The 21,668-nt window shown below is 54.7% G+C and carries 18 protein-coding genes; 8 read left to right on the forward strand and 10 right to left on the reverse strand.

What is annotated here, in order from left to right; genetic code table 11:
- Positions 1–6: 6 nt before the first annotated feature.
- Positions 7–1,122, reverse strand: a complete 1,116-nt coding sequence (locus ACFQDM_RS07340) for an acyl-CoA dehydrogenase family protein (RefSeq protein ID WP_377377438.1) — start codon at positions 1,120–1,122, stop codon at positions 7–9.
- Between the two features lie 184 nt (positions 1,123–1,306).
- On the opposite strand from ACFQDM_RS07340, the gene ACFQDM_RS07345 reads away from it, so the two are divergent.
- The 4 genes from ACFQDM_RS07345 (at position 1,307) to ACFQDM_RS07360 (ending at position 7,979) form a co-directional block, all read left to right on the forward strand.
- Entirely contained in the window at positions 1,307–1,876 is a 570-nt protein-coding gene (locus ACFQDM_RS07345; RefSeq protein ID WP_377377441.1) for a hypothetical protein, read from the forward strand.
- Between the two features lie 195 nt (positions 1,877–2,071).
- Positions 2,072–4,711, forward strand: a complete 2,640-nt coding sequence (gene pepN, locus ACFQDM_RS07350; protein WP_377377443.1) for an aminopeptidase N — start codon at positions 2,072–2,074, stop codon at positions 4,709–4,711.
- A 147-nt stretch (positions 4,712–4,858) separates the two neighbouring features.
- Entirely contained in the window at positions 4,859–5,455 is a 597-nt protein-coding gene (locus ACFQDM_RS07355) for a response regulator (protein WP_377377446.1), read from the forward strand.
- 94 nt (positions 5,456–5,549) lie between these two features.
- On the forward strand, positions 5,550–7,979 hold the full coding sequence (locus tag ACFQDM_RS07360; protein ID WP_377377449.1) for a sensor histidine kinase: 2,430 nt from the start codon (positions 5,550–5,552) through the stop codon (positions 7,977–7,979).
- Position 7,980: 1 nt separating this feature from the next.
- Here the strand turns inward: ACFQDM_RS07360 and ACFQDM_RS07365 are convergent, their stop codons facing one another.
- Together ACFQDM_RS07365 and ACFQDM_RS07370 are read right to left on the reverse strand one after the other, a co-directional pair.
- Complete coding sequence (locus tag ACFQDM_RS07365) at positions 7,981–8,688, reverse strand: DUF805 domain-containing protein (RefSeq protein ID WP_377377452.1); 708 nt, start codon at positions 8,686–8,688, stop codon at positions 7,981–7,983.
- A gap of 116 nt (positions 8,689–8,804) precedes the next feature.
- Positions 8,805–10,808 (reverse strand): acetyl-CoA carboxylase biotin carboxylase subunit, encoded by a 2,004-nt coding sequence (locus ACFQDM_RS07370; protein WP_377377455.1) that lies wholly within the window; start codon positions 10,806–10,808, stop codon positions 8,805–8,807.
- 287 nt (positions 10,809–11,095) lie between these two features.
- Between ACFQDM_RS07370 and purB the strand changes: the two genes are divergently transcribed.
- Positions 11,096–12,388 carry an adenylosuccinate lyase gene (gene purB, locus ACFQDM_RS07375; protein WP_377377507.1) on the forward strand — a complete coding sequence of 431 codons (1,293 nt, stop codon included), beginning with the start codon at positions 11,096–11,098 and terminating at the stop codon, positions 12,386–12,388.
- 12 nt (positions 12,389–12,400) lie between these two features.
- Positions 12,401–12,985 (forward strand): TlpA family protein disulfide reductase, encoded by a 585-nt coding sequence (locus ACFQDM_RS07380; RefSeq protein ID WP_377377458.1) that lies wholly within the window; start codon positions 12,401–12,403, stop codon positions 12,983–12,985.
- A gap of 171 nt (positions 12,986–13,156) precedes the next feature.
- On the opposite strand, the gene ACFQDM_RS07385 is transcribed toward ACFQDM_RS07380, so the two are convergent.
- The 7 genes from ACFQDM_RS07385 to ACFQDM_RS07415 all read right to left on the reverse strand — a co-directional run bounded on the left by ACFQDM_RS07385 (position 13,157) and on the right by ACFQDM_RS07415 (position 20,183).
- Positions 13,157–14,842 (reverse strand): methyl-accepting chemotaxis protein, encoded by a 1,686-nt coding sequence (locus ACFQDM_RS07385; protein WP_377377460.1) that lies wholly within the window; start codon positions 14,840–14,842, stop codon positions 13,157–13,159.
- Position 14,843: 1 nt separating this feature from the next.
- Positions 14,844–15,467: a hypothetical protein gene (locus ACFQDM_RS07390; RefSeq protein ID WP_377377462.1), complete on the reverse strand. Its 624-nt coding sequence runs from the start codon at positions 15,465–15,467 to the stop codon at positions 14,844–14,846.
- A gap of 21 nt (positions 15,468–15,488) precedes the next feature.
- Positions 15,489–16,610, reverse strand: a complete 1,122-nt coding sequence (locus tag ACFQDM_RS07395) for an OprO/OprP family phosphate-selective porin (protein ID WP_377377464.1) — start codon at positions 16,608–16,610, stop codon at positions 15,489–15,491.
- Positions 16,611–16,915: 305 nt separating this feature from the next.
- Positions 16,916–18,199, reverse strand: a complete 1,284-nt coding sequence (locus ACFQDM_RS07400; protein ID WP_377377466.1) for a TolC family protein — start codon at positions 18,197–18,199, stop codon at positions 16,916–16,918.
- Positions 18,196–18,399 (reverse strand): YgaP family membrane protein, encoded by a 204-nt coding sequence (locus tag ACFQDM_RS07405; RefSeq protein ID WP_377377469.1) that lies wholly within the window; start codon positions 18,397–18,399, stop codon positions 18,196–18,198. The genes ACFQDM_RS07400 and ACFQDM_RS07405 overlap by 4 nt, the downstream gene beginning before the upstream one ends.
- A gap of 26 nt (positions 18,400–18,425) precedes the next feature.
- Entirely contained in the window at positions 18,426–18,878 is a 453-nt protein-coding gene (locus ACFQDM_RS07410; RefSeq protein ID WP_377377472.1) for a thioredoxin domain-containing protein, read from the reverse strand.
- Positions 18,879–18,911: 33 nt separating this feature from the next.
- A complete protein-coding gene (locus tag ACFQDM_RS07415; RefSeq protein ID WP_377377475.1) occupies positions 18,912–20,183 on the reverse strand; it encodes an NAD(P)/FAD-dependent oxidoreductase in 1,272 nt (423 codons plus the stop codon).
- Between the two features lie 146 nt (positions 20,184–20,329).
- Here ACFQDM_RS07415 and ACFQDM_RS07420 point away from each other — a divergent pair, with 146 nt between their 5' ends.
- Positions 20,330–20,689: a rhodanese-like domain-containing protein gene (locus ACFQDM_RS07420; RefSeq protein WP_377377477.1), complete on the forward strand. Its 360-nt coding sequence runs from the start codon at positions 20,330–20,332 to the stop codon at positions 20,687–20,689.
- Complete coding sequence (locus tag ACFQDM_RS07425) at positions 20,676–21,668, forward strand: efflux RND transporter periplasmic adaptor subunit (protein ID WP_377377479.1); 993 nt, start codon at positions 20,676–20,678, stop codon at positions 21,666–21,668. The genes ACFQDM_RS07420 and ACFQDM_RS07425 overlap by 14 nt, the downstream gene beginning before the upstream one ends.

Here is a 21,668-nt window from a genome sequence, read left to right on the forward strand (position 1 = left end):
CTGTTCTTACGCTGCGTTCTTCTGCTCAAGGGCAGAGACGAGCTTTTCTTTCCACAGTTTCGGGCTACCGGCCTGCACGGCCAGAAGCTTCGCACGGCGATAGAAGAGGTGACAATCAACCTCCCAGGTAAAGCCCATACCGCCATGTGTCTGAATGTTTTCCTTGGAAGCGAACCAAAATGACTCACAGCCCGAAACACGTGACAGAGCGGCGGCTTCCGGCAGTTCAGAGGCATCCGTGGATAGAGCCCATGCACCATAATACGCGTTGGAACGCGCGACCTGGCTCTTGACCCACATTTCAGCAAGCTTGTGCTTGATAGCCTGGTTGCCACCGATTGGACGACCGAACGCATAACGTTCTTTCGCATAATCCGTCGCCATGTCGACAGCGACGTCTGATCCACCGACTTGCTCAAATGCGAGCAGGACAGCCGCACGATCCAGAACTTTCGCAGCGAGCTCCGCGCCCGCACCTGCCGCACCGAGACGCTCGCCCGGCACATTATTAAATTCGATCTGCGCGTGCGAACGTGTTGGATCGAGCGTCTTGACCGTCTTGCGCGTCACACCATCTGCGCTGAGGTCCACCAGGACGAGAGACGCGCCAGAGCCCTCTTTCGCAAAGACTATGGCATGCGTTGCGATGTCACCATCTGTGACGGGAATTTTGACGCCGTTAACGACCGAACCATCAAAGCTGGTTTTCAGGTTCGATGCATCCGGAGCACCCGGTCCCTCAGAGAACGCCCATGCGCCGATGACGTCGCCTTCAGCCACTTTCGGCAGAATGGCTTGTTTTTGCTCATTAGATGCAGCCAGCTTCACAGCTTCTGTAAAAAAATACACTGTCGATGAAAATGGCACCGGCGCAAGCACACGTCCCATCTCTTCGGCCAGAACGCACACCTCAAGCATGCCCAGGCCAAGACCACCAAATTCTTCTGGAATCGCTGTCCCCAGCCAGCCCATTTCAACAATGCCTTTCCAGACGGCTTCGTTGTAGGCCATGTCATCATCATTCAGCACTTTACGCACTTCCGGGATGGAGCACGTTTCAGTCAGGAATTTTCGGGCCTGATCACCCAGAAACTTCTGATCCTCTGAAAAATCGAAATTCATTGGAGCTTCCTCATCTCGTCTTGCTGTTTTTTGTTATTGTTCTGTCTTACGTAAACGGAAACTAGCACCCTATCGCCCGGAGAAAAGAGTGTCGTTGCGGCAAGCATAGCCGCTTTTTTTCCGAATGCGTTCACGACCTTCTAACTCGATTATGAGATGGTGCCCTCAAACAAGGGGAATGCAAATGGCGAAGGCGCTGTTTCACAAAAATCAGAAAGTCTATGTAAAACCTGTCGGCACATGGGCGCTTGTCGAGCGCGTCCTGCCTCAATGGGTCAAGGGCATGGATGAGCCTCTGCGCATTCACTATGACGTCGGTCTTGGACGCGACTTTAACGCCAATGAGCTTCAAAGCGAAGAAACACTGAACCAACGCAGCTCTGACGACAGTCAGTTATTGCTAGAGCAGTGGCGTGTTTTCCGTGCGAAGAATCGCTGGGGCAATGACGACGACAATCGCAACCACCCCCATCCTGGCACCTTCCCTGTTGTTCAGACAGATGAAAACGACTGGGGCGGCTGGCGTGTCCCCGGTTCTGAATATGACCGCGATCCACACCGTATCGAGTATCAGGCCCGCTTGATTGCAAATTCACCGAACATGCTGAAATTGCTCAAGAAGGTTGTAGATATGGTGTCCCACGCACCTGAGAACTACCCGTCCGAAATGCGGGAAGTCGCCCGAACCGGCGTCCATATCCTGCGGCACATTTACGATGTACCGGAGCAGCTGCCGTCAGAAGCGGCTGAATAACCCATCCCCCAAAATCAAAACTGGACAAAAGGCGGAGAACTCTCCGCCTTTTTTGTCTGACGCAACGTCGGCCAGGGCATTTGAGATCAATCGATCATGTTCAACCTTAAGATCAGGTAGCTGGAACGCCCCACCCCCTTTCTATTGCCGCCCCGAATGACTAGTTAGGAACTAATCTTATTCATCGGAGCGAACATGCGCACTGACACACCCCAGCCAGTCTTGCTGAAAGACTACGAACCTTATCCGTTTGCGATCCCAAGCGTCTCAATGACCTTTCAGCTGGATCCGAAAGAGACACGCGTTGTCACAAAGATGAAGGTCGAGCGCACCGGCGCGGCACATGAAAATATGGTGTTGAACGGTGAAGCCTTCGAACGCGTCGGCGCCATGCTGGTCAATGGCAAGCAAGTCGATGATGACGACATGCTGAAGGACGATACGACCCTCACCCTGATGAACCTGCCACATGAATTCGAGCTCGAGACCGAGATCTGGATTTCACCGGAGAAGAATACCGAACTGTCGGGCCTCTATATGTCTGGTGGGCGCTTCTGCACGCAGTGTGAATCGGAAGGCTTTCGACGTATCACTTACTGGCCGGATCGCCCGGACGTTATGTCGGTCTTCAGCGTGCGGCTCGAAGCAGATGTAAAGCTTGCTCCAACGCTGCTTTCCAATGGCAATCCTGGTATTGCTGGCGCGATCAGCGAAGAGCGCCATTTTGCCGAGTGGCACGACCCGCATCCGAAACCATCTTATCTCTTTGCACTGTGTGGCGGCGACTACGACGTCTTCGCAGACCAGTTCACCACCATGTCTGGCAATGAGGTTCAGCTATCGATCTTCGTCGATAAGGGCGACGCAGAACGCGCGGCTTATGCCATGGACAGCCTGAAACGGGCGATGAAATGGGATGAGGATGTGTTCGGCCGCGAATACGACCTCGACGTTTTCAACATTGTGGCCGTACGCGACTTCAATTTTGGCGCGATGGAAAACAAAGGTCTCAACATCTTTAACTCGGCCTACGTCCTGGCTGATGCAGACACGGCGACCGATGGCGACTTCGAAGCCATTGAAAGCATTGTCGGCCACGAATATTTTCACAACTGGACGGGCAACCGCATCACCTGCCGCGACTGGTTCCAGCTCTGCCTGAAAGAAGGCCTGACGGTGTTCCGGGATCAGGAGTTTTCAGCTGACATGCGTTCGCGCCCTGTGCAACGCATCAAGGATGTCATCCGTCTGCGTGGACGTCAGTTCGCCGAGGACGCCGGTCCACTTGCACACCCTGTGCGCCCGGACCGTTATGGCAGCATTGATAACCTCTACACGGCCACCGTCTATGAGAAAGGCGCCGAACTGATCCGCGCCCTGAAAACCTATATCGGTGAGGACGCCTTCAAGGAGGGCATGGACCTTTATTTCGACAAGTATGATGGCACGGCCACAACGATTGAGGCTTTCTATGAGGGCTTCGAAAAGGCAGTCGGCTTTGACCTGTCACGCTTTCGCACCTGGTACGCTCAGGCGGGCACTCCGGTTGTGACGATCGAAAGAGTCACAAGCCAAGACAGCAATGAAGCATGGTTGAAACTAACCCAGAAGATCGACCCGACACCGGGGCAGACCGAAAAGAAACCGGTTCCGATCCCGCTGCGCCTGACGGCGTTCACCGAAGACGGCACACAGATCAATCCCGAAACGGGTGAGCCCTGCGCAGATCATGACAGCGACGTGGTCCTGCTGATGGACCAGGAGACAGATCTCGCGCTCGCACCAAATGCACAGAACGCGCTGGTTTCGGCCAATCGCAATTTCAGCGCTCCGGTAAAAATTCAGCAGGATCTGACAGACGCCGAGCGCCTGAAACTGGTGACGACTGAAACCGATTCTTTTGCGAAATGGGAAGCATTGCAGACGCTTTCCCGCGCAGCCTTGCTGGATATGGCGAAGCAGATCGCTTCTGGTGCGACACCGAACGTCCCGACCGCGCTCGTCAAAGCACAAGCCGAAGCCACGTTGGCAACAGCCGGTGAAGATCCGGCATTTGCTGCACAATTGCTGACACTTCCGGGTGTTGGTGAGCTGTTCATGGAAATGACCCCGGCAGACCCAGCCGCCATTTACGAAGCCAAGCGTCTTGTGCGCGCTGCCCTTCAGGCTGAGCTGAAAGACGCAATCTTTGCTTCTCTTGATGCGGCAAAGGCTGACACGGGCGAGTTCTCACCGGATGCAGCATCCGCAGGCCGCCGCTCCCTGAACGCGGCTTATATCGACCTCTTGTCTGCCACCGGCACAGATCATGCCGAACGCATCTATCAGGCATTTGATGACGCGAAGAACATGACTGATACGATGGCGGCGCTGCGTGCCCTCTCCTATTGCGGTGGAACATATTATGATCAGGCTGTCAGCGCCTTCGAAGCCAAATGGAAATCGTCTCCACTCGTCATGGACAAATGGTTCTCCGTACAGTCCACCCGACCGGATCACGACGCCATTGAACGCGTCAAAACTCTGCTCGAACATGAAGACTTCGACTGGAAGAACCCGAACCGCGTTCGCTCTGTCGCGGGTGCGTTTGCGATGGGCAACCATGTCGCCTTCCATGATGCCAGCGGCGATGGCTACGCACTACTGGGCGATGTTATCCGCAAAGTTGATCCGCTGAATGGCGCGCTCTCCGCCCGTCTTTTAACGTCATTCGAACAATGGCGCCGCGTCGACGAAAAGCGTCAGGCCCTGGCAAAACAGGTTCTGACCGAGCTGCAGAATGCGAAACTGTCCAAGAATGCGATGGACATCGTCTCACGCGCGCTGGCCAGCTAATAGAAATGGGCCAGCATTCTGCTGCTGGCTCCCTTTCAACATAAAACCAATAATTTCCATCAAGCGTTCTTTAACGACAGCGTTTTAATCTGTTCAGTTGAATGAAACTGTTCAGAAATGGACGCTGTCCTTATGTCGAACCCTGCAATGAACCGACTGAATGTGCTGATTGTCGATGACAACAAGCACATGATCACGATCGTGAAGACATTGCTGCGCGGTTTCGGCATGAACCGGTTTCTCGAAGCCAATGATGCGGCCGAAGCCTTCGATATTGTGCGCTCTGAGCATATTGACTTCATCATCGTCGACTACCTCATGGATATTCTCGACGGCACAGACTTCGTGCGCTTGGTCCGAACCGGGGAAGACAGCCCGAACCCTTTTATTCCGATCATCATGCTTTCGGCCTATTCCGAACGCTCAAAGGTTGTGGCAGCTCGCGATGCTGGCGTCACAGAATTCTGCTGCAAGCCCGTGACAGCGACCGAGCTCTTCCGCAAGGTTCAATCTATCGTCAACAGTCCCCGCCCTTTCATTCGGACCCCCCACTTCTTTGGACCAGATCGGCGCCGTCTCAAACTGGACAGCTATCGTGGCCCTGAACGCCGCGAAGAAGAAAAAGATGTGACTGAGGAAACGTCTGATATCGAAGCGACCGAGACAGAAGCCGACAACAGCCAGGCCGATATCGACGCATTGATGAATGATGATGCGGGCTCAGAGAATTCGGAAGCAGCCTAACTGATTCCCACACTCTCCTGCGGTTAACACCAGGTTAACAATTGGAGGCTTATCAGAATCATGTGCTTTTACAGAGTGCATTTTGGGGTAGGCATTGGCAAAGAAGAAGGTCTCTCAGCCAGCAGAAGACGGCATTGGTGCACCTAAAAAAGCGCGCGCCAGTGGCAGCGCCGCCTTGTCTCGTCTCAGCTTCCTCGCCGCACTCTTCCTGATCGTTGAAATCGCAGTCATTGTGGTAATGGGATGGGACGATTTCAAACGGGAAAACACACTGGAAATCAAACGCTTAAGATCAGAAGTGCAACGCGTGGAAGAAGCCTTCACCGGCGCCAGATCTCGCTTTGATTCCACGCTAGGCATGTCTGCGGCTTATGGCGTGAACACCCGCGCTGTTGAATCCCAACTACGCGGCGCCGAACGCGTTTTCCGAATTTCACCATCGGGAGAGCGAGCCTCGCTCGCCGATCAGGCGACCCGCGCAATGGCAAGCCAGATGTTCGAACGCGGTGAGACGATCGGCGTGACCGAACGAAATCTTGTTGTCTTAGCCAGCGCAGGTCAGCAAACCTATGCCGCAAGCTTTCCGCTCCATGCCATTATTCCGGATCTGGCTCAAAACGAAGCTCTGCAAATCCGGGGCAAGACGCCGAACGCCGTCATCGCCAGCTTTGGCTCGAGCCGCATCCTGAACACGATGGAAGCCGGGCTTTTCGGCTTTGGTGGTGGATTTGATCAGGCTTGGAATCGACACACCAATTATTGCGACTCCATGTCTGGCACGACGCTGGAAATCTGCCGGGTTTCCGCCCGACCATGGTTTACCGTCATCGGTTCTGCGAGCGTCATTGCCTATTCCATGCTCTTCCTCGCTCCGGTCTTGGCGGTGATCACGCTTCTTGGCTTCATTCGCGAAAACGTGTCGCGCATTTCCAACATCCGCAATGAGCACAAGCAGCGGATGGCAGCGCAGCACTTCGATATTTCCAGTTCCAATCTTCATGCACTTTCACAGCAGATTGAGACGAGCTTCTGGGAAGTCGACAAAGCCTTTGCGGAAATCCGCTTTAGCGGACAGCTCGCCAAGTATCTGCACATCTCGCCCGGCAAAGGCGTTCCGCTTGAATCTCTGGTGACTGTTTTTGGCGAACACACAGCAAAGCGCTTTGTCATCGCGCTCAAAAAAAGCATGGAAGATGGCCACCTCAAGGGCGTTATCGGCCTTGATTCCGGACATGGTCGTCGTTTTGTCGAGTTTCGTGGCTATGCGCCTCCCCATGCCAGGGATGTGGCGATGTGCGGCATCGCGATTGATGTCACCGATCGACGTCACCTTGAAGAACGCATGCGCATGTCTGAAGCCCGGCTGCGTAACGCTCTGTCCGGATTTATTCTGCCGGTCGCTTTGTGGGATGAGCGCAAGCGCCTCATTTTCTGGAATTCCGCCTTCGAGCAGGCGTTTGATTTTGACGAAGGCAAATTACGCCCAGGCATGGCTTATGACCATGTGAATATGGAACTGAACCGGGGCGTGCGCATCGACCGGTCTACTGACAGCGCGCATGGCGAACGCGAACTTCTGCTGCGCGATGGACGCTGGTTCTCACTGGCAGAACGCGCCACCACATCTGGCCTCATGCTGACGGTCTGTAACGATATTTCAGCGCTGAAAATGCAGCAGGACGAGCACCTGCGGAACGAGAAAAAACTCAAGCGTCTCGTGTCAGAACTGGAGCGCTCAGAAGGTAAAGCGAGCGAGCTGACTCGGAAATACGCCGAAGAGAAAACAAAGGCCGAGCATGCGAGCAAAGCCAAGGGCAGCTTCCTTGCCAATATGAGCCACGAACTGCGTACACCGTTGAACGCCATTAACGGCTTCTCGGAAATGCTCGTAAAAGAGGTCTTTGGCCCGCTCGGTGACGAACGCTATCATTCCTATGCGCAGGATATTCTCGTATCCGGTCAGCACCTGCTCGACATGATCAATGACATTCTGGACATGGCGAAAATTGAGTCCGGCAAGATGACGATCAACACCAAACCGATTGATCCGATCGATCCGGTGGATGCGGCCATCCGCATGATCCGTCGCAAGGCAGACGAGAAAGACCTGAAACTGGAACTCGTCCACAATGATGATGTTCGCGAGATTGAAGCTGACCACCGCGCCGTCCGACAGATGGTGCTCAACCTGGTCTCGAACGCCATCAAGTTCACGCAGGCGGATGGTCGCGTGACGGTGCAGGTATACAATGCCGGTGACGGCGTTGCGATTGCGGTTCAGGACACTGGCGTGGGCATCGCGGAAGAAGATCTGCCACGTCTCGCGAACCCGTTCGAGCAGGTCGAAGCCAATCAGGATATGAACCCGAATGGCACTGGTCTCGGCCTGGCGCTCACCCGTTCACTGGCCGAAATGCATGGGGGTCGATTCCAGATCGATAGTGAAGTCGGCGTGGGCACGACTGTGACGCTCTTTTTGCCAGCTCAACAGCCGGACGAAACCGACCGGATTGAGGCTGCTTAGTCTAACTAACCAGCCGCGACGAAGTATGCTCAATCGAAGGTCGCCGTGCGACATAGAACAGGGTGAACAGCGTCGCAAAGAAGCTTAACAGCATCCAAATCCCAAGCGATCCGCCCACAACCCCTGCCAGCTGGTTCTTTACCGTGATGGGCGTCTCACGGTGAGTTTCAGGAGGTGGACGACGAGCGGCTTCCTCTGCACTATCTTCGTCCGCGGCAGCTTCAGTGGCATCAGTCTCAGGGACTGAAATTGCACTTCCCGCAATTTTCGCTTCGTATGCTTCAACTTTTCCTGGAATGCTCATCACAGTCAGTACGCCAAGCGTCGCCGACAGAATGAATGGTATCGCGATAATCAGCGCCAGAAGCGGAGTCTTTCCAGCGTCCCGAAGCCGACGCACATGCGAGACCATGGACAGGATCAGCAATAGGGTCATTCCCAGAAAAAAGATTCCGATGCCCCATAGCGGGCTGTCACTGACAAACGTTTCTCCGCTAAAATACAAACTTGCAACGATCACAGCGAGCCGGGTAATGCCAAGCAGGCTCTGACCACGCAGAAAAACGGGTTTCTTCGTGGTACCACTTGGGTCCATGAATTCCTTTGCCCAGTCAGCTTTCGAGGGGTCCTCATCAGGACCGGAAATCCAGGGGTGATGAGGATCGTAAACGTCCGGATTTGTCGTGGCAGGTGTCATCTCTGTCCGCAAAGAATTATTGAAAATCGATAATATCTGTCTTTTGGCACAGAGATTTCGAAAAGGCAATCAACAAAAAACCCCGCCGAAACGGCGGGGTTTTAAAAGAATGGCAGTCCGTCCGAGATTTATTCGAACTCAACCATGATCTCATCAGCGGCCACACTATCGCCAGCCGCGACATTCACGGATTTCACAACACCATCCGCTTCTGCGCGGATGATGTTCTGCATCTTCATGGCTTCGACGACGCAGACAGCCTCACCGGATTTGACTTCCTGGCCAACTTCAACGTCCATGGAGACAACCAGACCCGGCATCGGGCTGATGATCAGCTTGGACATGTCCGGAGCTTCTTTCTCTGGAAGCTTGGCATGGAATTCTGCTGTCTTCGGTGTGCAGACCAGCGCCCGCAGAGAAACACCGCGGTGCTTGAAGAGATAGCCTTCTGTCTTATCGGCAAATTTTACAGCAAATGGCTTACCGTCGAGCTTACCTGTCATCAGGTGTGTGCCTGGTTGCCAGTCTGTCTCAAGCGTGTGCGACTTGCCATCAAACGTGACGTCAGCCTTGCCCTGCTCGTATTTCACAGTGACCGGGTGGTGCTCTTTATCAAGAATGATCACCCAGTCTTCGCGTGGTGCCGGAGCTGGAGAGAGGCGGCCTGAAATCAGAGACGCGCGGGCAGACTGAACAGAGTGCACATACGCTGCAGCACACGCCAGCAAGACAGATTGCTCCTGCGTCGGTGCCACACCGGAGAACCCGTCCGGAAACTCATCTTTGATGTAAGCGGTCGTGATATCGCCGGAACGGAAACGCTCCTGCTCATACACAGTCGACACGAATGGCATGTTATCCTGGATACCTTCGATATGGTATCCGTCCATAGCCGCAAGCTGCGTATCGATCGCTTCGAGACGCGTCGGCGCGTGTGTCACGAGCTTGGAAATCATCGGGTCATAGAACATCGAGATTTCGTCGCCTTCGCGAACGCCTGAGTCGACACGAACTGTGCCAGGCGCACCCTCGATCGGACCTTCGACCGGCGGCTTGTAACGCTTCAGACGGCCAATGCTCGGCAGGAAATTGCGGTAAGGGTCTTCTGCATAGACACGGCTCTCAACGGCCCAGCCATTGATCGACAGGTCTTCCTGTTTGATGCCCAGCTTTTCACCGGCCGCAACGCGCAGCATTTGCTCAACGAGGTCTACACCGGTGATCATTTCGGTCACCGGGTGTTCCACCTGAAGGCGCGTATTCATTTCGAGGAAGTAGAAGCTCTTATCGACGCCGGACGCGACGAATTCCACTGTGCCCGCACTGTCATAGTCGACCGCCTTTGCAAGTGCGACAGCCTGTGCGCCCATTTTTGCGCGTGTTTCTTCGTCCAGAAGCGGCGAAGGTGCTTCCTCAATGACTTTCTGGTTACGGCGCTGGATAGAACATTCGCGCTCGAACAGGTGAATTGCATTGCCGTGCTTGTCGCCCATGATCTGAATTTCGACGTGGCGCGGGCTCAGAATGAATTTCTCGATGAAGATTCGATCATCACCGAATGCATTCTTCGCCTCGGCTTTCACAGCCGGGAAGCCTTCGCGGACTTCAGCATCGTCATAAGCGATACGGATACCTTTACCACCGCCACCTGCAGAAGCCTTGATCATGACCGGATAGCCGATGTCGCGAGACACTTTCACAGCCTCTTCGGTGTCTTCGATCAGGCCCATATGACCTGGAACCGTGCTCACGCCTGCTTCGGCCGCGAGCTTTTTCGAGCTGATCTTATCACCCATCGCTTCAATCGCGTGCGGGTTCGGACCAATGAAGACGATATTCTCGTCAGCAAGGCGCTTGGCGAATGCCGGATTCTCGGACAGGAAGCCAAAGCCAGGGTGAACCGCTTCTGCGCCGGACTGGCGAACTGCATCAACGATCTTGTCCATGACCAGATAAGATTCAGAGGCCTGTGGCGGACCGATGAAGATCGCTTCATCCGCCTGCTCGACAGCGAGACTGTCTGCGTCTGCTTCGGAGTAGACAATGGCGGTCTTCACGCCCAAGCGTTTGCAGGTCTTGATGATCCGGCAACCAATCTCACCCCGGTTCGCAATCAGGATCTTGGAAAACATGAATGTCGGCCCCTTACTCTTGTATATATAAATCCAGATCGGATTAGACGTGTTGAGGCTGCTTGGCAAACCCTCAAACCAAAACAATTGGTGTCGTTCTAGGCTTTGCGCGAAAAAGACTCCACCATGAAAATCGCATGCCGTAACGTAAAATATGCCGGAAAAGCATTTGGAATACTTCAAGTGTAGTCGCTGGCCGACCAGTTGCCGGCGGTCCTCCGATTGCCCTTATGGCCCGCTTGTTTTATGAGGCCGGTTCATCAGCCCTGCAGGAAGGAAGTTTCACCATGATCCCACGTTATGCCCGGCCGGAAATGAGCGCCATCTGGACCCCGGAAAGCAAGTACGGGATCTGGCTAGAAATCGAGACACTCGCCGCAGAAGCCATGGCCGAATACGGGATCATTCCGGCAGACGCAGCAAAAGCCATTCGCGAGCGCGGCAATTTCGATGTTGACCGCATTGATGAGATCGAACGCGAAGTGAAGCACGACATCATCGCTTTCACGACGAGCGTCGCCGAATTCGTCGGCGAAGAAGCCCGCTTCCTGCACAAGGGCCTGACCTCGTCTGACGTGCTCGACACCTGCCTCGCCGTTCAGCTGACACGCGCAAGTGACATTCTCCTCGCGGACATGGATGCGCTACTGGAAAGCATCAAGGCACGCGCTTACGAACATAAGATGACGCCAACCATTGGGCGTAGCCATGGGATCCACGCAGAACCGACAACCTTCGGTGTTAAGCTGGCGACCTATTACGCAGAATTCTCCCGCAACAAGAAACGCCTCGAAGTGGCGCGCGAAGAGATTGCGACCTGCGCACTGTCCGGCGCTGTTGGCACCTATGCGAACATCGATCCGCGCATCGAAGAATATGTCGCCGAGCGCCTCAATCTCGAACCAGAGCCTGTCTCAACGCAGGTCATCCCACGTGATCGTCATGCGGCCTTCTTCAGCGCGCTTGGTGTGATTGCGAGCTCCATCGAGCGTCTCGCCACCGAGATCCGCCATTTGCAGCGTACAGAAGTTCTGGAAGCCGAAGAGTTCTTCTCTGCTGGTCAGAAAGGCTCGTCTGCCATGCCGCACAAACGCAACCCGGTCCTGACAGAGAACCTCACCGGCCTCGCTCGCCTGGTTCGGTCTTCTGTTATGCCAGCGCTTGAGAATGTTGCACTCTGGCACGAGCGTGACATCTCGCACTCCTCTGTTGAGCGCGGCATTGGTCCGGATGCCACCATTCACCTCGACTTCGCCCTTGCCCGCCTGAAAGGCGTCATGGACGGTCTGATCGTTTATCCGGACCACATGATGGCAAACATGGACGCTCTGGGCGGCCTGCACAATTCGCAGCGCGTCCTCCTCGCTCTGGTCGAAGCTGGATGCAGCCGTGAGGATGCCTACCGCCTCGTTCAGCGCAATGCGATGAAAACCTGGCAGGAGCGCACACCGTTCGCCGACCATCTGAAAGCAGACGCAGACGTGATGGCGAAGCTCTCAACAGAAAAAGTCGACGACCTTTTTGACCTCGACTATCACATGAAGCGTGTCGACCACATTTTCGGTCGCGTCTTCGGATAAGACATGCGGGACTTGGCGCAGCGCTTGCATGATCAGTCGCTGCGTCCATGTCTGAGGTCATCTGTGAAGCCTGTTCTGAAACTCAAAGCCGTCTTTGCTTCGGCCCTGACCCTGCTGAGCCTCTCTGGCTCAGCAGCCTTTTCGCAATCGACCTCATCGCTTAAACTGGTTTACTTCACGGCAGACTGGTGCCCAACCTGCAAGGTGCTCGATCCACGCCTAGACCAGGCCCTGCGTGAGCTAGACGACCACGACATTCAGCCCATCGCCGTTGATATGACGGTCACGCGCGCCGGTGATCTGTTCGAGCGAAATCGCTTCTGGAAGACCGGTCTGCAAAACGACATGAACCGATCGGGTATCGGCTATCTGTTCAACAGCGTGAAAGGCTTTCCCTATACCGGCTATGCGGTTGTGATCACCGAGGGTCAGTCTGCGCCGCTGACCTGTATTATGGGCGTCGTACCGCTTGAGACCATCAAGTCAGAGCTGCGCAGAGCCAAAACACTTGCGCAAAGGCCAGCTCACAAGGGGCTGACGTCTGTTGAAACAAATTGCCCGCCATCCTTTCGAATGACGGGCTCAGGGTCGTCCTGATATCTTCACACCCGTATTACGCGAACGTGAACGATAAATAATCTTGTTTTGGGTGAAATCAGCGGGCGATTGCCTAGATTAGGTTTGCGACGCAAGTCGCCCAATCACCCCCGATAAAAGAGCGCCCTTCCCGGAGTCCCCGCCGGGAAGGGCATTTCTTTTTTAGCTGGATCAGCTTGCAACGAGGCGACGGATAAAGTCGCGGGATTTTTCCTGCATCTGCCCCGCTTGCTCGATTAGGCGGCTTGCCTCCTGACTGATCTGGGTCGATGCGTTCACCGACTCTTTCGCCAGCTCTGCAACTTCACCAATGCTGTCATTGACGGAGTTGGCTGCACCAGCTGCCCGGTCGACGCTGGTTGCAATCTCGCGGGTCGAAGCCCCTTGCTGCTCCATTGCCGCCGCAATGGCGCCAGAGATCTCGTTCAGCTTTTCGATCACGCCGTTCACTGTCGTAGAAGCGGTTGCAACACCGTTTGCCGAATTGCGAACTTCACTAATCTGACGTGCCACATCTTCGGTTGCTTTCGCCGTTTGCGACGCAAGCTCTTTCACTTCAGATGCAACGACCGCGAAGCCTTTGCCCGCCGCACCGGCGCGCGCTGCCTCAATCGTTGCGTTCAGAGCCAGCAGGTTTGTCTGCTCAGCGATGTCAGCAATCAGTCTAACGATCGACTCGATCTCACCGACAACACCGCCCAGTTGTTCAACCTGGCCATCCACCACACGTGCAGCTTCATCACCGTCCGAAGCAATACGAGCGACTTCATTCACACGGCCTGAAATTTCGGCGATTGTCGCAGACATCTCTTCAGCAGCGCCGGCAACAGACGTGATGTTGTTGGCAGAATCACTGGTTGCCGTGGCAACTTCACCCATACGCTCACCGGCAGTGTGTGCTCCGGCAATCACGTTCTCAGACAAAGTCCGCAGGGATTCTATATCGCGCGCCATGGCGGAAATTGAGCCCATTACCTCAGCTTCAAATGATGAAGCCACTTCACTCATCATATTGCGGCGCTCTTCCTCAGCACGCGCCTTGGTTTCTGCCTGTTCGGCTTCGAGTTCACGCGTGCGTTTCAGATTGCCCTGGAAGATACCAAGCGCGATCGACAGGTCACCAACCTCATCCTTAGACTTGGCTGGCGGGATCGCCACATCGACACGACCGTCAGCAAGTTCGCGGGTGACACCGACAATGTCTTTCAGAGGGCGTGAAACAATGCCGTTGAACAGCATGCCAAGTCCAATGGACGCGCCGAGCGTTATGACAGCACCAACAATCGCGATGATCAGGATCATTTGAGACGCAGACTGTTCACGCAAGGAGGCAGCATTTGCCTGTTCGCTTAGAATGGCGGTCGCAGCTGCAATCGCTTCACCAGCCGCTTCGAAGCGACGACGGCCTTCGCCCTCGCCTTCACGTGTGCGCGCAAAATCCAGAGAATCCACGCGTTCCATCAGGCGGATTTGTTCGCCCATCCAGTCATTTGCGTATGAGTTCCAGGCAGTCCGCGCTTCCTGAATCTCATCCGTCAGCTCAGGTGCATAAGAAACAATGTCAGCCGTCAACGTATCAAACTTTGAAGACAGACGCTCCACACCGTCATGAAACGCATCTGCATAAGCGCGATCAGACGACAGAAGGAACGTGTCGCCAACGAAAGCGTGCTCTACGATTTCCATCTGGAACTCTGTCAGATTATCCTGCAGCGTCGCGATCTGCTCACGCTTCGCTGCAGCATTTTGGGCTGCAAATGTGTTGAACACTGTCGCGAAACCGGTCAACGCGCAGATCACAGCCAGAATGGCGAAGGCGCCAAACGCCTTCTGAGAAACAGATAATGACTTCAACATGTTATGATAATCCCAGCTCTGAACGGCGCTCGAGTTCGGTCAGATTGATTTCAACCGTACTCACACCGACCACTTCACCGCCATCGGACAGCACAAGATTGACCTGTGCGACCCAGATACCGGTCTCTGCCATGTATTCAGGTTCATCAATGAAGATGCCACCCGCACCCTGCGGAAGCGTCTTCTGAACCTTGGCTTCATCGCCCTGCCAGTAATCGCTCGTGATGCTGCTCTGGCCCACATTGAGACCGCTCAGGTCCATCACGAAGATTTCGTTATAAAGCCCTTTTGAGCTTGCCTGCTGACGAAGCAGATAAGTCGATACCGGGCTTCCCATGGCGGCAGCAATCAATGGCTGCGGGCCATCGGAGTCCTTTTCAGCGCGCCATGCCTGATCCAGCGCATCGATTTCCTGCTGGGAAATCTCTTTACGTTTCTCGTTCTCCGCTTTCAGAGAAAGGGAAACCACCGGCGAATCCAACATGTCACGGACGTTCTGAAGAACATCTTCGGTTATAAGCGTCGCCGTAGAAGGAGCCGCTCCCTGTGCCATTGCCGGACTACCCAGAGCGAGTAGCGATCCGGCAGCGCCGACAATCAGACTGAGAAAAATTTTCTGTTTCACGAGCGTCTCCTCACAGCAGACTTAGTAAAGTTCGATCTGCGCACGCAGAATGAACGCATCAGCAGACTCGTCGCCGTAAGCTGGCGTGTCTTCGAATTCTGAATGTGCATAATTGGCCATGATGCGAACGAAGTTATCGCGGTACCAGGTCGCGCCGAGCACCACCGTTTCCTGACGGCCACCCATCACAACCGCATCGTTAAGGTCAGCGACGTCATAGCGCGCAGAGAATGCGAGCGCACCCCAGCCGCCATCACCGACCGGGTTGAAGACCTTATCACGTTTGAAGAGGCCATCCTTATAGGTGCGGCTACCACCGATGAAGTAAGTTGCATCGACATAATAAGCCTGGAAATCAGGGTCTTCTGAGCATGTCGTTGCAGCACAATCCACCATGGTCTGACTGAATTCAGACTGAAGCGAGAAGCCCTGATAAAGCCAGGCAGCTTCAAGTCCGACAAACAGATCGGAATCGCCAATACCGGATGTTTTCACCGTCTTTGGAGCAGAGTTCGCACCCGGCTTCTGACCATAGCTGAACAGCGTATCGGAGCTGCCGCTATCGCGATAACGGGTCGAAACACCCAGGTGCAGGACGCTATCCTCGCCCATAGGCTCAAGTGACCATGCCGCGCGACCTGATACAGAATAGATGTCCTTGTCGCTCAGATCATTGACGTCAGCACCAAAAACACCACCAGCAAGATGGACATTCCCGAATGAACGATAAGCTGCGATACCCAGCTGACGTCCAAGGCCGTTGATCTTGGAAACGGAGTTTCCTTCAGCAAATGCCGTTGCGTAGAGTGAGGAAGGCTGCTCCAGTCCGTTCGGAATTTTAAAGTTGCCGAAGCGAATTGTCGTATCGCCCTTGAAGTCGACAAAGAGGTCTTTGACCTTCACGTCGTCACCAGCAAAGTCGACATTCGACTTGAACACATAATCGCCAACGCTGCCGCCAACATCGACGCGGAACAAGCGAAGTTCTGTGCCGTCGACAAGGTCGTTCCCGGCGACCTCTACAGATTCATAGTCGAGAAACGCGTGCGCACCGACTTTGATCTTTACGTCTTCAGCTTGTGTAAGCGGTGTCATGACAACGGCCGCGAATGCGCTCAACAGAATTTTATTTTTATATTTCACGGGACAACTCCTTGAAGCTATCCCCCCTTCCATCGAGGTTGGTTATATGCACGGCGACTTAAATAATATTTAAATAGAGCACTCTTTTTTTTCGCTTTTTTGGTTAATGTCTGGATGCCGACCAACCAATTTCATGAAACGTGATAATCCTTTTTTACATTTCACAGTATTTTGAAATCATACGGATTTTGATTTCGATTAAATACCACTCCTGAGTGCGCTAAACTTGTTAATATGGTGAATGAAAAAAAACGGCGCCGACATTCGGCACCGTTCATTCTTCCGCTAGGGTATGTTAGCCGCAATCACCGTAATTGCGTTCGCAATTGACTCATCAGTGCCAGCATGCGCGCTTCCGAAATCATTTTGCCGATCTCAGCCTGATAGCGCTGGATCTGCGCATCGCGATAGGCATTTTCAGCGTCCAGTGCGTCAACGAGTGTACGTATTCCAGCATCATTCTCTTTCTTCGCACCTTCAGCAGCCAACGCCGCAGCCGTCTCCGCTCTCTCTGTCGCTGCCAAAGCCAGCTTTCTGGCCTGCCATTCGCTCCACAAACCCGTCACCATTTCGCGAAGTTGTAGTTCAGCCGCACGAACATTGGCCAAAGCCTCGCTTCGACCCGCAATCGCTTCGCGCTCACTGGCTGCCTTCAGGCCATTGGTAAACAACGGCATCTCAAAAGTAACGAACGCACCGACATCGGATATCGGATCTTCAAAGAAGAAGTAGACATCCTCACCGGTACTCGCGCGTGCCTTCAACGAAACCTTTGGGCCAAAATTACTTCGTGTGGCCTTCAGCTGAAAATCGGCCGCCTGTGCCATATCGCGAGCCGCCTGAAGATCGGGATGCGACGCAAGCACTTCGCGCAGGGCATCCTCTAAATTTGCTGGCAGCTCGAAAGCTGCTTCGCCGACAGGGGAGATCGTCTCGATGTCCCCGACACCGGTGAGGCTGACAAGCCGCGCATAAGCGGCTGCCTTTCTGGCCTGGCTGGCTTCGAGATTAGCTTCTGCTGAAGCGAGCCTGGCTTCCGTCAATGCAACATCTGTCTTCGTCAGAAGACCTTTATCAAATCGGGAATTTGTTTCCTCGAACCGAATCTTCAACGTATCGAGACGCGCCCGTCCAACGTCCCGCACACGATCCGCAAGCCAGGCCTGCGCATAGGCTTCAATCGTCTGTAGCGCGACCTGTTCTTGTCTGGAGGTCAGTTTCTGGCCCGCAGCATCGCTTGCCTTTCCAGCCGCAGCAAGAGACGCAACCTGCCCACCCGAGGTATAAATCGGCCATTCAGCCTGAAGTCCGATCTGGCGCGGCATCTGAGAAATCTGGTCTTGGGTAAAGTCTGTTTCCAGCACCCCGACCTGAGCCTGCACTCCGAGCGTTGGTCCCTGCTTCGCCTTGGCTGCATCAATGCCAGACAATCCTTTTTCGACTCCTGCCTCAGCCTGCTGGATGCCCGGGCTGGTCATAAGTGCCAGACGTACAGCCTCCGACAGTCCCACTTGTTCTGCATGGGCGCTGAGCGTCATAATCGCCGCAAGGCTCATCGCAGCGCCCATCGAGGTAAGCTGTCTGATCATTTGAACGTGCACCCCGGTTTCACGCCCAGCATTTTGAAAACAATCGCAGCCGGACAAAAACCAGTAAAGGCTGTTTGAAACAGGTTCAGGCCGACAAATGCAGTCAGCAGGAACCAGTATGGCGAAACATAATAACCGAGCGCCAGGCTGATGAGCACCATCACACCTGCAAAAGCGAAAACAGCACGATCAAGGTTCATGACTTTATCTCCAAAAGAGCCATAACTTAATTGGGTCCAATGACCTGACTGACCCAGCTGGTAAGCTGTGACCCCATCTGCGCACCAGCCTGGTGGCCGGTCTCATGCCCATGGTTCCAGGCAATCAGCGTTGGGACGCCACGCAGTCCCAGCGACGCCGCCGCGTCCTGATGATCATCGGAATTCAGTTTGAAAAATCGCACGCGGTCACGCATCTGAGCTGCCGTTTGCGCATAGGATGATGCCATCATCCGGCACGGGCCACACCAGGGTGCCCAGACATCTATGATGAAAGCCCCCGTGTCTTTCGACTTCAGCCGGTTCAGCATCGCACCGTCGATATCCACGGGATCTGATGTCGCGAGGGATGCGCCGCATTTACCGCATTTGCCTGCACTCAGCCCACGCCCTGTCGGGACACGGTTCAGCGCGTGACATTTATGACAAACGATTGTTGGAGCGAGGTCCGTTGTACTCATCTTGCCCTCCTTTCGGGGCGAATTTATCACAAGTCAGCCTTTCAGCTTATGCGTCTTGAGAAGGTTCAGCGCTGCATTTTCGAAGAAGGTTTCCGAGCGTCCAGTCGTAACTTTCTTGAGGAAGTACTTCTCGAAGCCGACCTTTGCAGTATGGACCCAGCCACCGGAAACTGACCAGTTCACATTCCGCGGCGGAATTTGCGGCTGAGCGATGAACGCGACGCCACCATCTCCGAAATCCGCAATACAGATCGCATTCCAGCTGGCCTGATGCGTTGGCGATTCACCGCGAACGATCTGGCCGATATTCTCTGCCGTCGCCGTCACCATGGATTCGATCATGAAGCCTGTCTTCGGGACGCCCACTGGTACCGGAGTCGGCTCGACCGGCGGGATGGCGATGCAAACACCAATGCCGAAAATCTCCGGGTATTTCGGATTGCGCTGATATTCATCGGTCAGAACAAACCCCCGAGCATTGACCAGCCCTTCAATGTCACGCAGCGCTGGTACGCCCCGGAAGGCTGGCAACATCATCGCGTATTTCATCGGCAGCGTGCGCTCATGTTTAACGGCGCCATCTTCGCTTAATTGCTCGATGGTCATCAGACCTTCCTCGGCCTTCACCACCCGCGCATTCGTATACCAGCTGATATGACGCTGACGCATCTCGCTCTCGAGCAGACCCCTGGTATCGCCGACACCGCCCAGCCCCAGATGACCGATATACGGCTCTGAGGTCACAAAGGTCATCGGCACCCGGTCCCGGATCTTCCGCTTGCGTAGCTCCGTCTCGATGATCATCGCGGTCTCATAGGCCGGCCCATAACAGGACGCGCCCTGCACCGCGCCAACAATCAGCGGGCCCGGATCATCGCAGAACGTTTCGAACGCTTTATTGGCTGCGACCGCATGATCGATATGACAAACCGATTGAGTGAAGCCATCAGGACCGAGCCCAGGAATCTCGTCAAAGGCCAGTTCCGGCCCCGTCGCTATGACCAGAAAATCGTAGACCACCGCCGAGCCGTCGCTCATGCGCACCTGTTTTGCATCGGGTTCTACCCTTTGCGCCTGACCAACAATGAAGTCGATTTTCTTCTTCGCCATAGGCTTGGACAGATCAATGACGATATCCTCCCGATCACGCCAGCCGACCAGAACCCAGGGGTTCGACGGAACGAATTGGTAATAGTCTGTCTCGTTAATAACGACGACTTCGTCTTCAGAGCGTATCTTCTGCCGGATCTCATAAGCGGCGATCACACCGCCAAGACCAGCACCCAGGACAACAATCTTAGCCATTCGGGCCTCCCAATCGTTTTTTATACTAGATCATTATTTTAGTATATAATAAAATGCGCATTATGACGCATCGATCAAGAGGACTGAAAGTCTTATTGTTCGATCAAACAGGCATAAGGCTCTCACCTATGTGGAGGAAATTTTTCATGGCTGATTCTCGCGACCTGAAACCACAGGCGATTCTCGACGGGCTGAAAGACGGCACGATCATGCTGATTGACGTGCGTGAGCCAGCCGAGTTCGGAAATGAGCGCATTCACGGCGCTCTCCTGAACCCGCTTTCAACCTTTGAACCTGACGCCATACCGACAGACACCGCGCGCAAGATCATTTTCCAGTGCGGCTCGGGCAAGCGTTCGCGCATGGCACTGGACAAGTTCATGGCCATCACCGGCAAGGATGCTGCGCATCTCGAAGGCGGCATCGGCTCCTGGAAAGCCGCCGGCTTCCCATTTGTCAAAATCAACCCAGCAACCGGACAGGTCGTCGACAATGGCCACTATTAAGACTGCGCTTCTGGCATCTGCTCTGATCGGACTGGCTTTGGCTGGTCCGACCCACGCCGCCCCCCTGCGCATTGAACCGAGCGTTGTCACAGACTACCGGCCTGTGATTGCCCGCATCGAGGCGAGCGATACAGCGACTGCACGTGCGCGCTTGCAGGGTGTGGTCACGCGCCTCTCCATAGATGAGGGCGACACAGTCGAGACAGGTGATCTCGTCGCCATTGTCACCGATGAGACGATTGCGCCGCAGATTGCCGCGCTCTCTGCCCGCCTGGAGGGCCTGAAAAGCCAGATCAAACAAGCGGAAGACGACTTGGCCCGCAATGAAGCGCTCTTCAATGAAGGGTTCTTCCCGAAAGCGCGCCTGGATGAACAACGCACGGGTCTCGACGTTCTGAAACGCAATCTCGCGTCTGCAGAGGCCGAAAGACGTGCACTTTCTGCTCGCCAGTCGGAAGGTCAGATCCGAGCACCTGCCAATGCGCGCGTCACCGCCGTTCAGGTCATCGAAGGCTCTATCGTGTCACCTGGCGAAGTGATTGCCAGTTTCGCGACACTCACCGGAATTGTACGTCTCTCCCTGCCTGAGCGTCATGCCGCTCAGGTTAGCGAAGGAAAGACCATTTCCCTTCGTCTGCCATCTCGTGATGATGCCATTCGCACCGCCACCATTTCAAAAGTTTATCCGGAACTGCGCGATGGCGCTGTCATTGCTGACGCCGTGGTCGAAGGCAATCTGGACGCCCTGGTTGGCGAACGCGTCGATGTACTCGCCCCGATCGGCGAACGCCGCGCCATCCGCATTCCAAAAGAATATGTCACCACCCGTTACGGGGTAGATTTTGTCCGCGTCAAAGTCGGCGAACGCTATGTAGATGCACCGGTCGCGCTCGCCTCTCCTTTTGCCGATCCGAATGGCGATTACGAAGTTCTTTCCGGCCTTCGTCCCGGCGATCTGATCGAACGTCCAGAGTCCTAA

The organism is Ponticaulis profundi, assembly GCF_042659465.1.
GTDB lineage: Bacteria > Pseudomonadota > Alphaproteobacteria > Caulobacterales > Hyphomonadaceae > Ponticaulis > Ponticaulis profundi.

Excerpts from the sequence above, each read along its gene's own strand:
- ACFQDM_RS07340 (WP_377377438.1), bottom strand. The coding sequence starts at position 1,122 with ATGAATTTCGATTTTTCAGAGGATCAGAAGTTTCTGGGTGATCAGGCC.
- ACFQDM_RS07345 (WP_377377441.1), top strand. The coding sequence starts at position 1,307 with ATGGCGAAGGCGCTGTTTCACAAAAATCAGAAAGTCTATGTAAAACCT.
- pepN (WP_377377443.1), top strand. The coding sequence starts at position 2,072 with ATGCGCACTGACACACCCCAGCCAGTCTTGCTGAAAGACTACGAACCT.
- ACFQDM_RS07355 (WP_377377446.1), top strand. The coding sequence starts at position 4,859 with ATGAACCGACTGAATGTGCTGATTGTCGATGACAACAAGCACATGATC.
- ACFQDM_RS07370 (WP_377377455.1), bottom strand. The coding sequence starts at position 10,808 with ATGTTTTCCAAGATCCTGATTGCGAACCGGGGTGAGATTGGTTGCCGG.
- purB (WP_377377507.1), top strand. The coding sequence starts at position 11,096 with ATGATCCCACGTTATGCCCGGCCGGAAATGAGCGCCATCTGGACCCCG.
- ACFQDM_RS07385 (WP_377377460.1), bottom strand. The coding sequence starts at position 14,842 with ATGTTGAAGTCATTATCTGTTTCTCAGAAGGCGTTTGGCGCCTTCGCC.
- ACFQDM_RS07400 (WP_377377466.1), bottom strand. The coding sequence starts at position 18,199 with ATGATCAGACAGCTTACCTCGATGGGCGCTGCGATGAGCCTTGCGGCG.
- ACFQDM_RS07405 (WP_377377469.1), bottom strand. The coding sequence starts at position 18,399 with ATGAACCTTGATCGTGCTGTTTTCGCTTTTGCAGGTGTGATGGTGCTC.
- ACFQDM_RS07410 (WP_377377472.1), bottom strand. The coding sequence starts at position 18,878 with ATGAGTACAACGGACCTCGCTCCAACAATCGTTTGTCATAAATGTCAC.
- ACFQDM_RS07415 (WP_377377475.1), bottom strand. The coding sequence starts at position 20,183 with ATGGCTAAGATTGTTGTCCTGGGTGCTGGTCTTGGCGGTGTGATCGCC.
- ACFQDM_RS07420 (WP_377377477.1), top strand. The coding sequence starts at position 20,330 with ATGGCTGATTCTCGCGACCTGAAACCACAGGCGATTCTCGACGGGCTG.
- ACFQDM_RS07425 (WP_377377479.1), top strand. The coding sequence starts at position 20,676 with ATGGCCACTATTAAGACTGCGCTTCTGGCATCTGCTCTGATCGGACTG.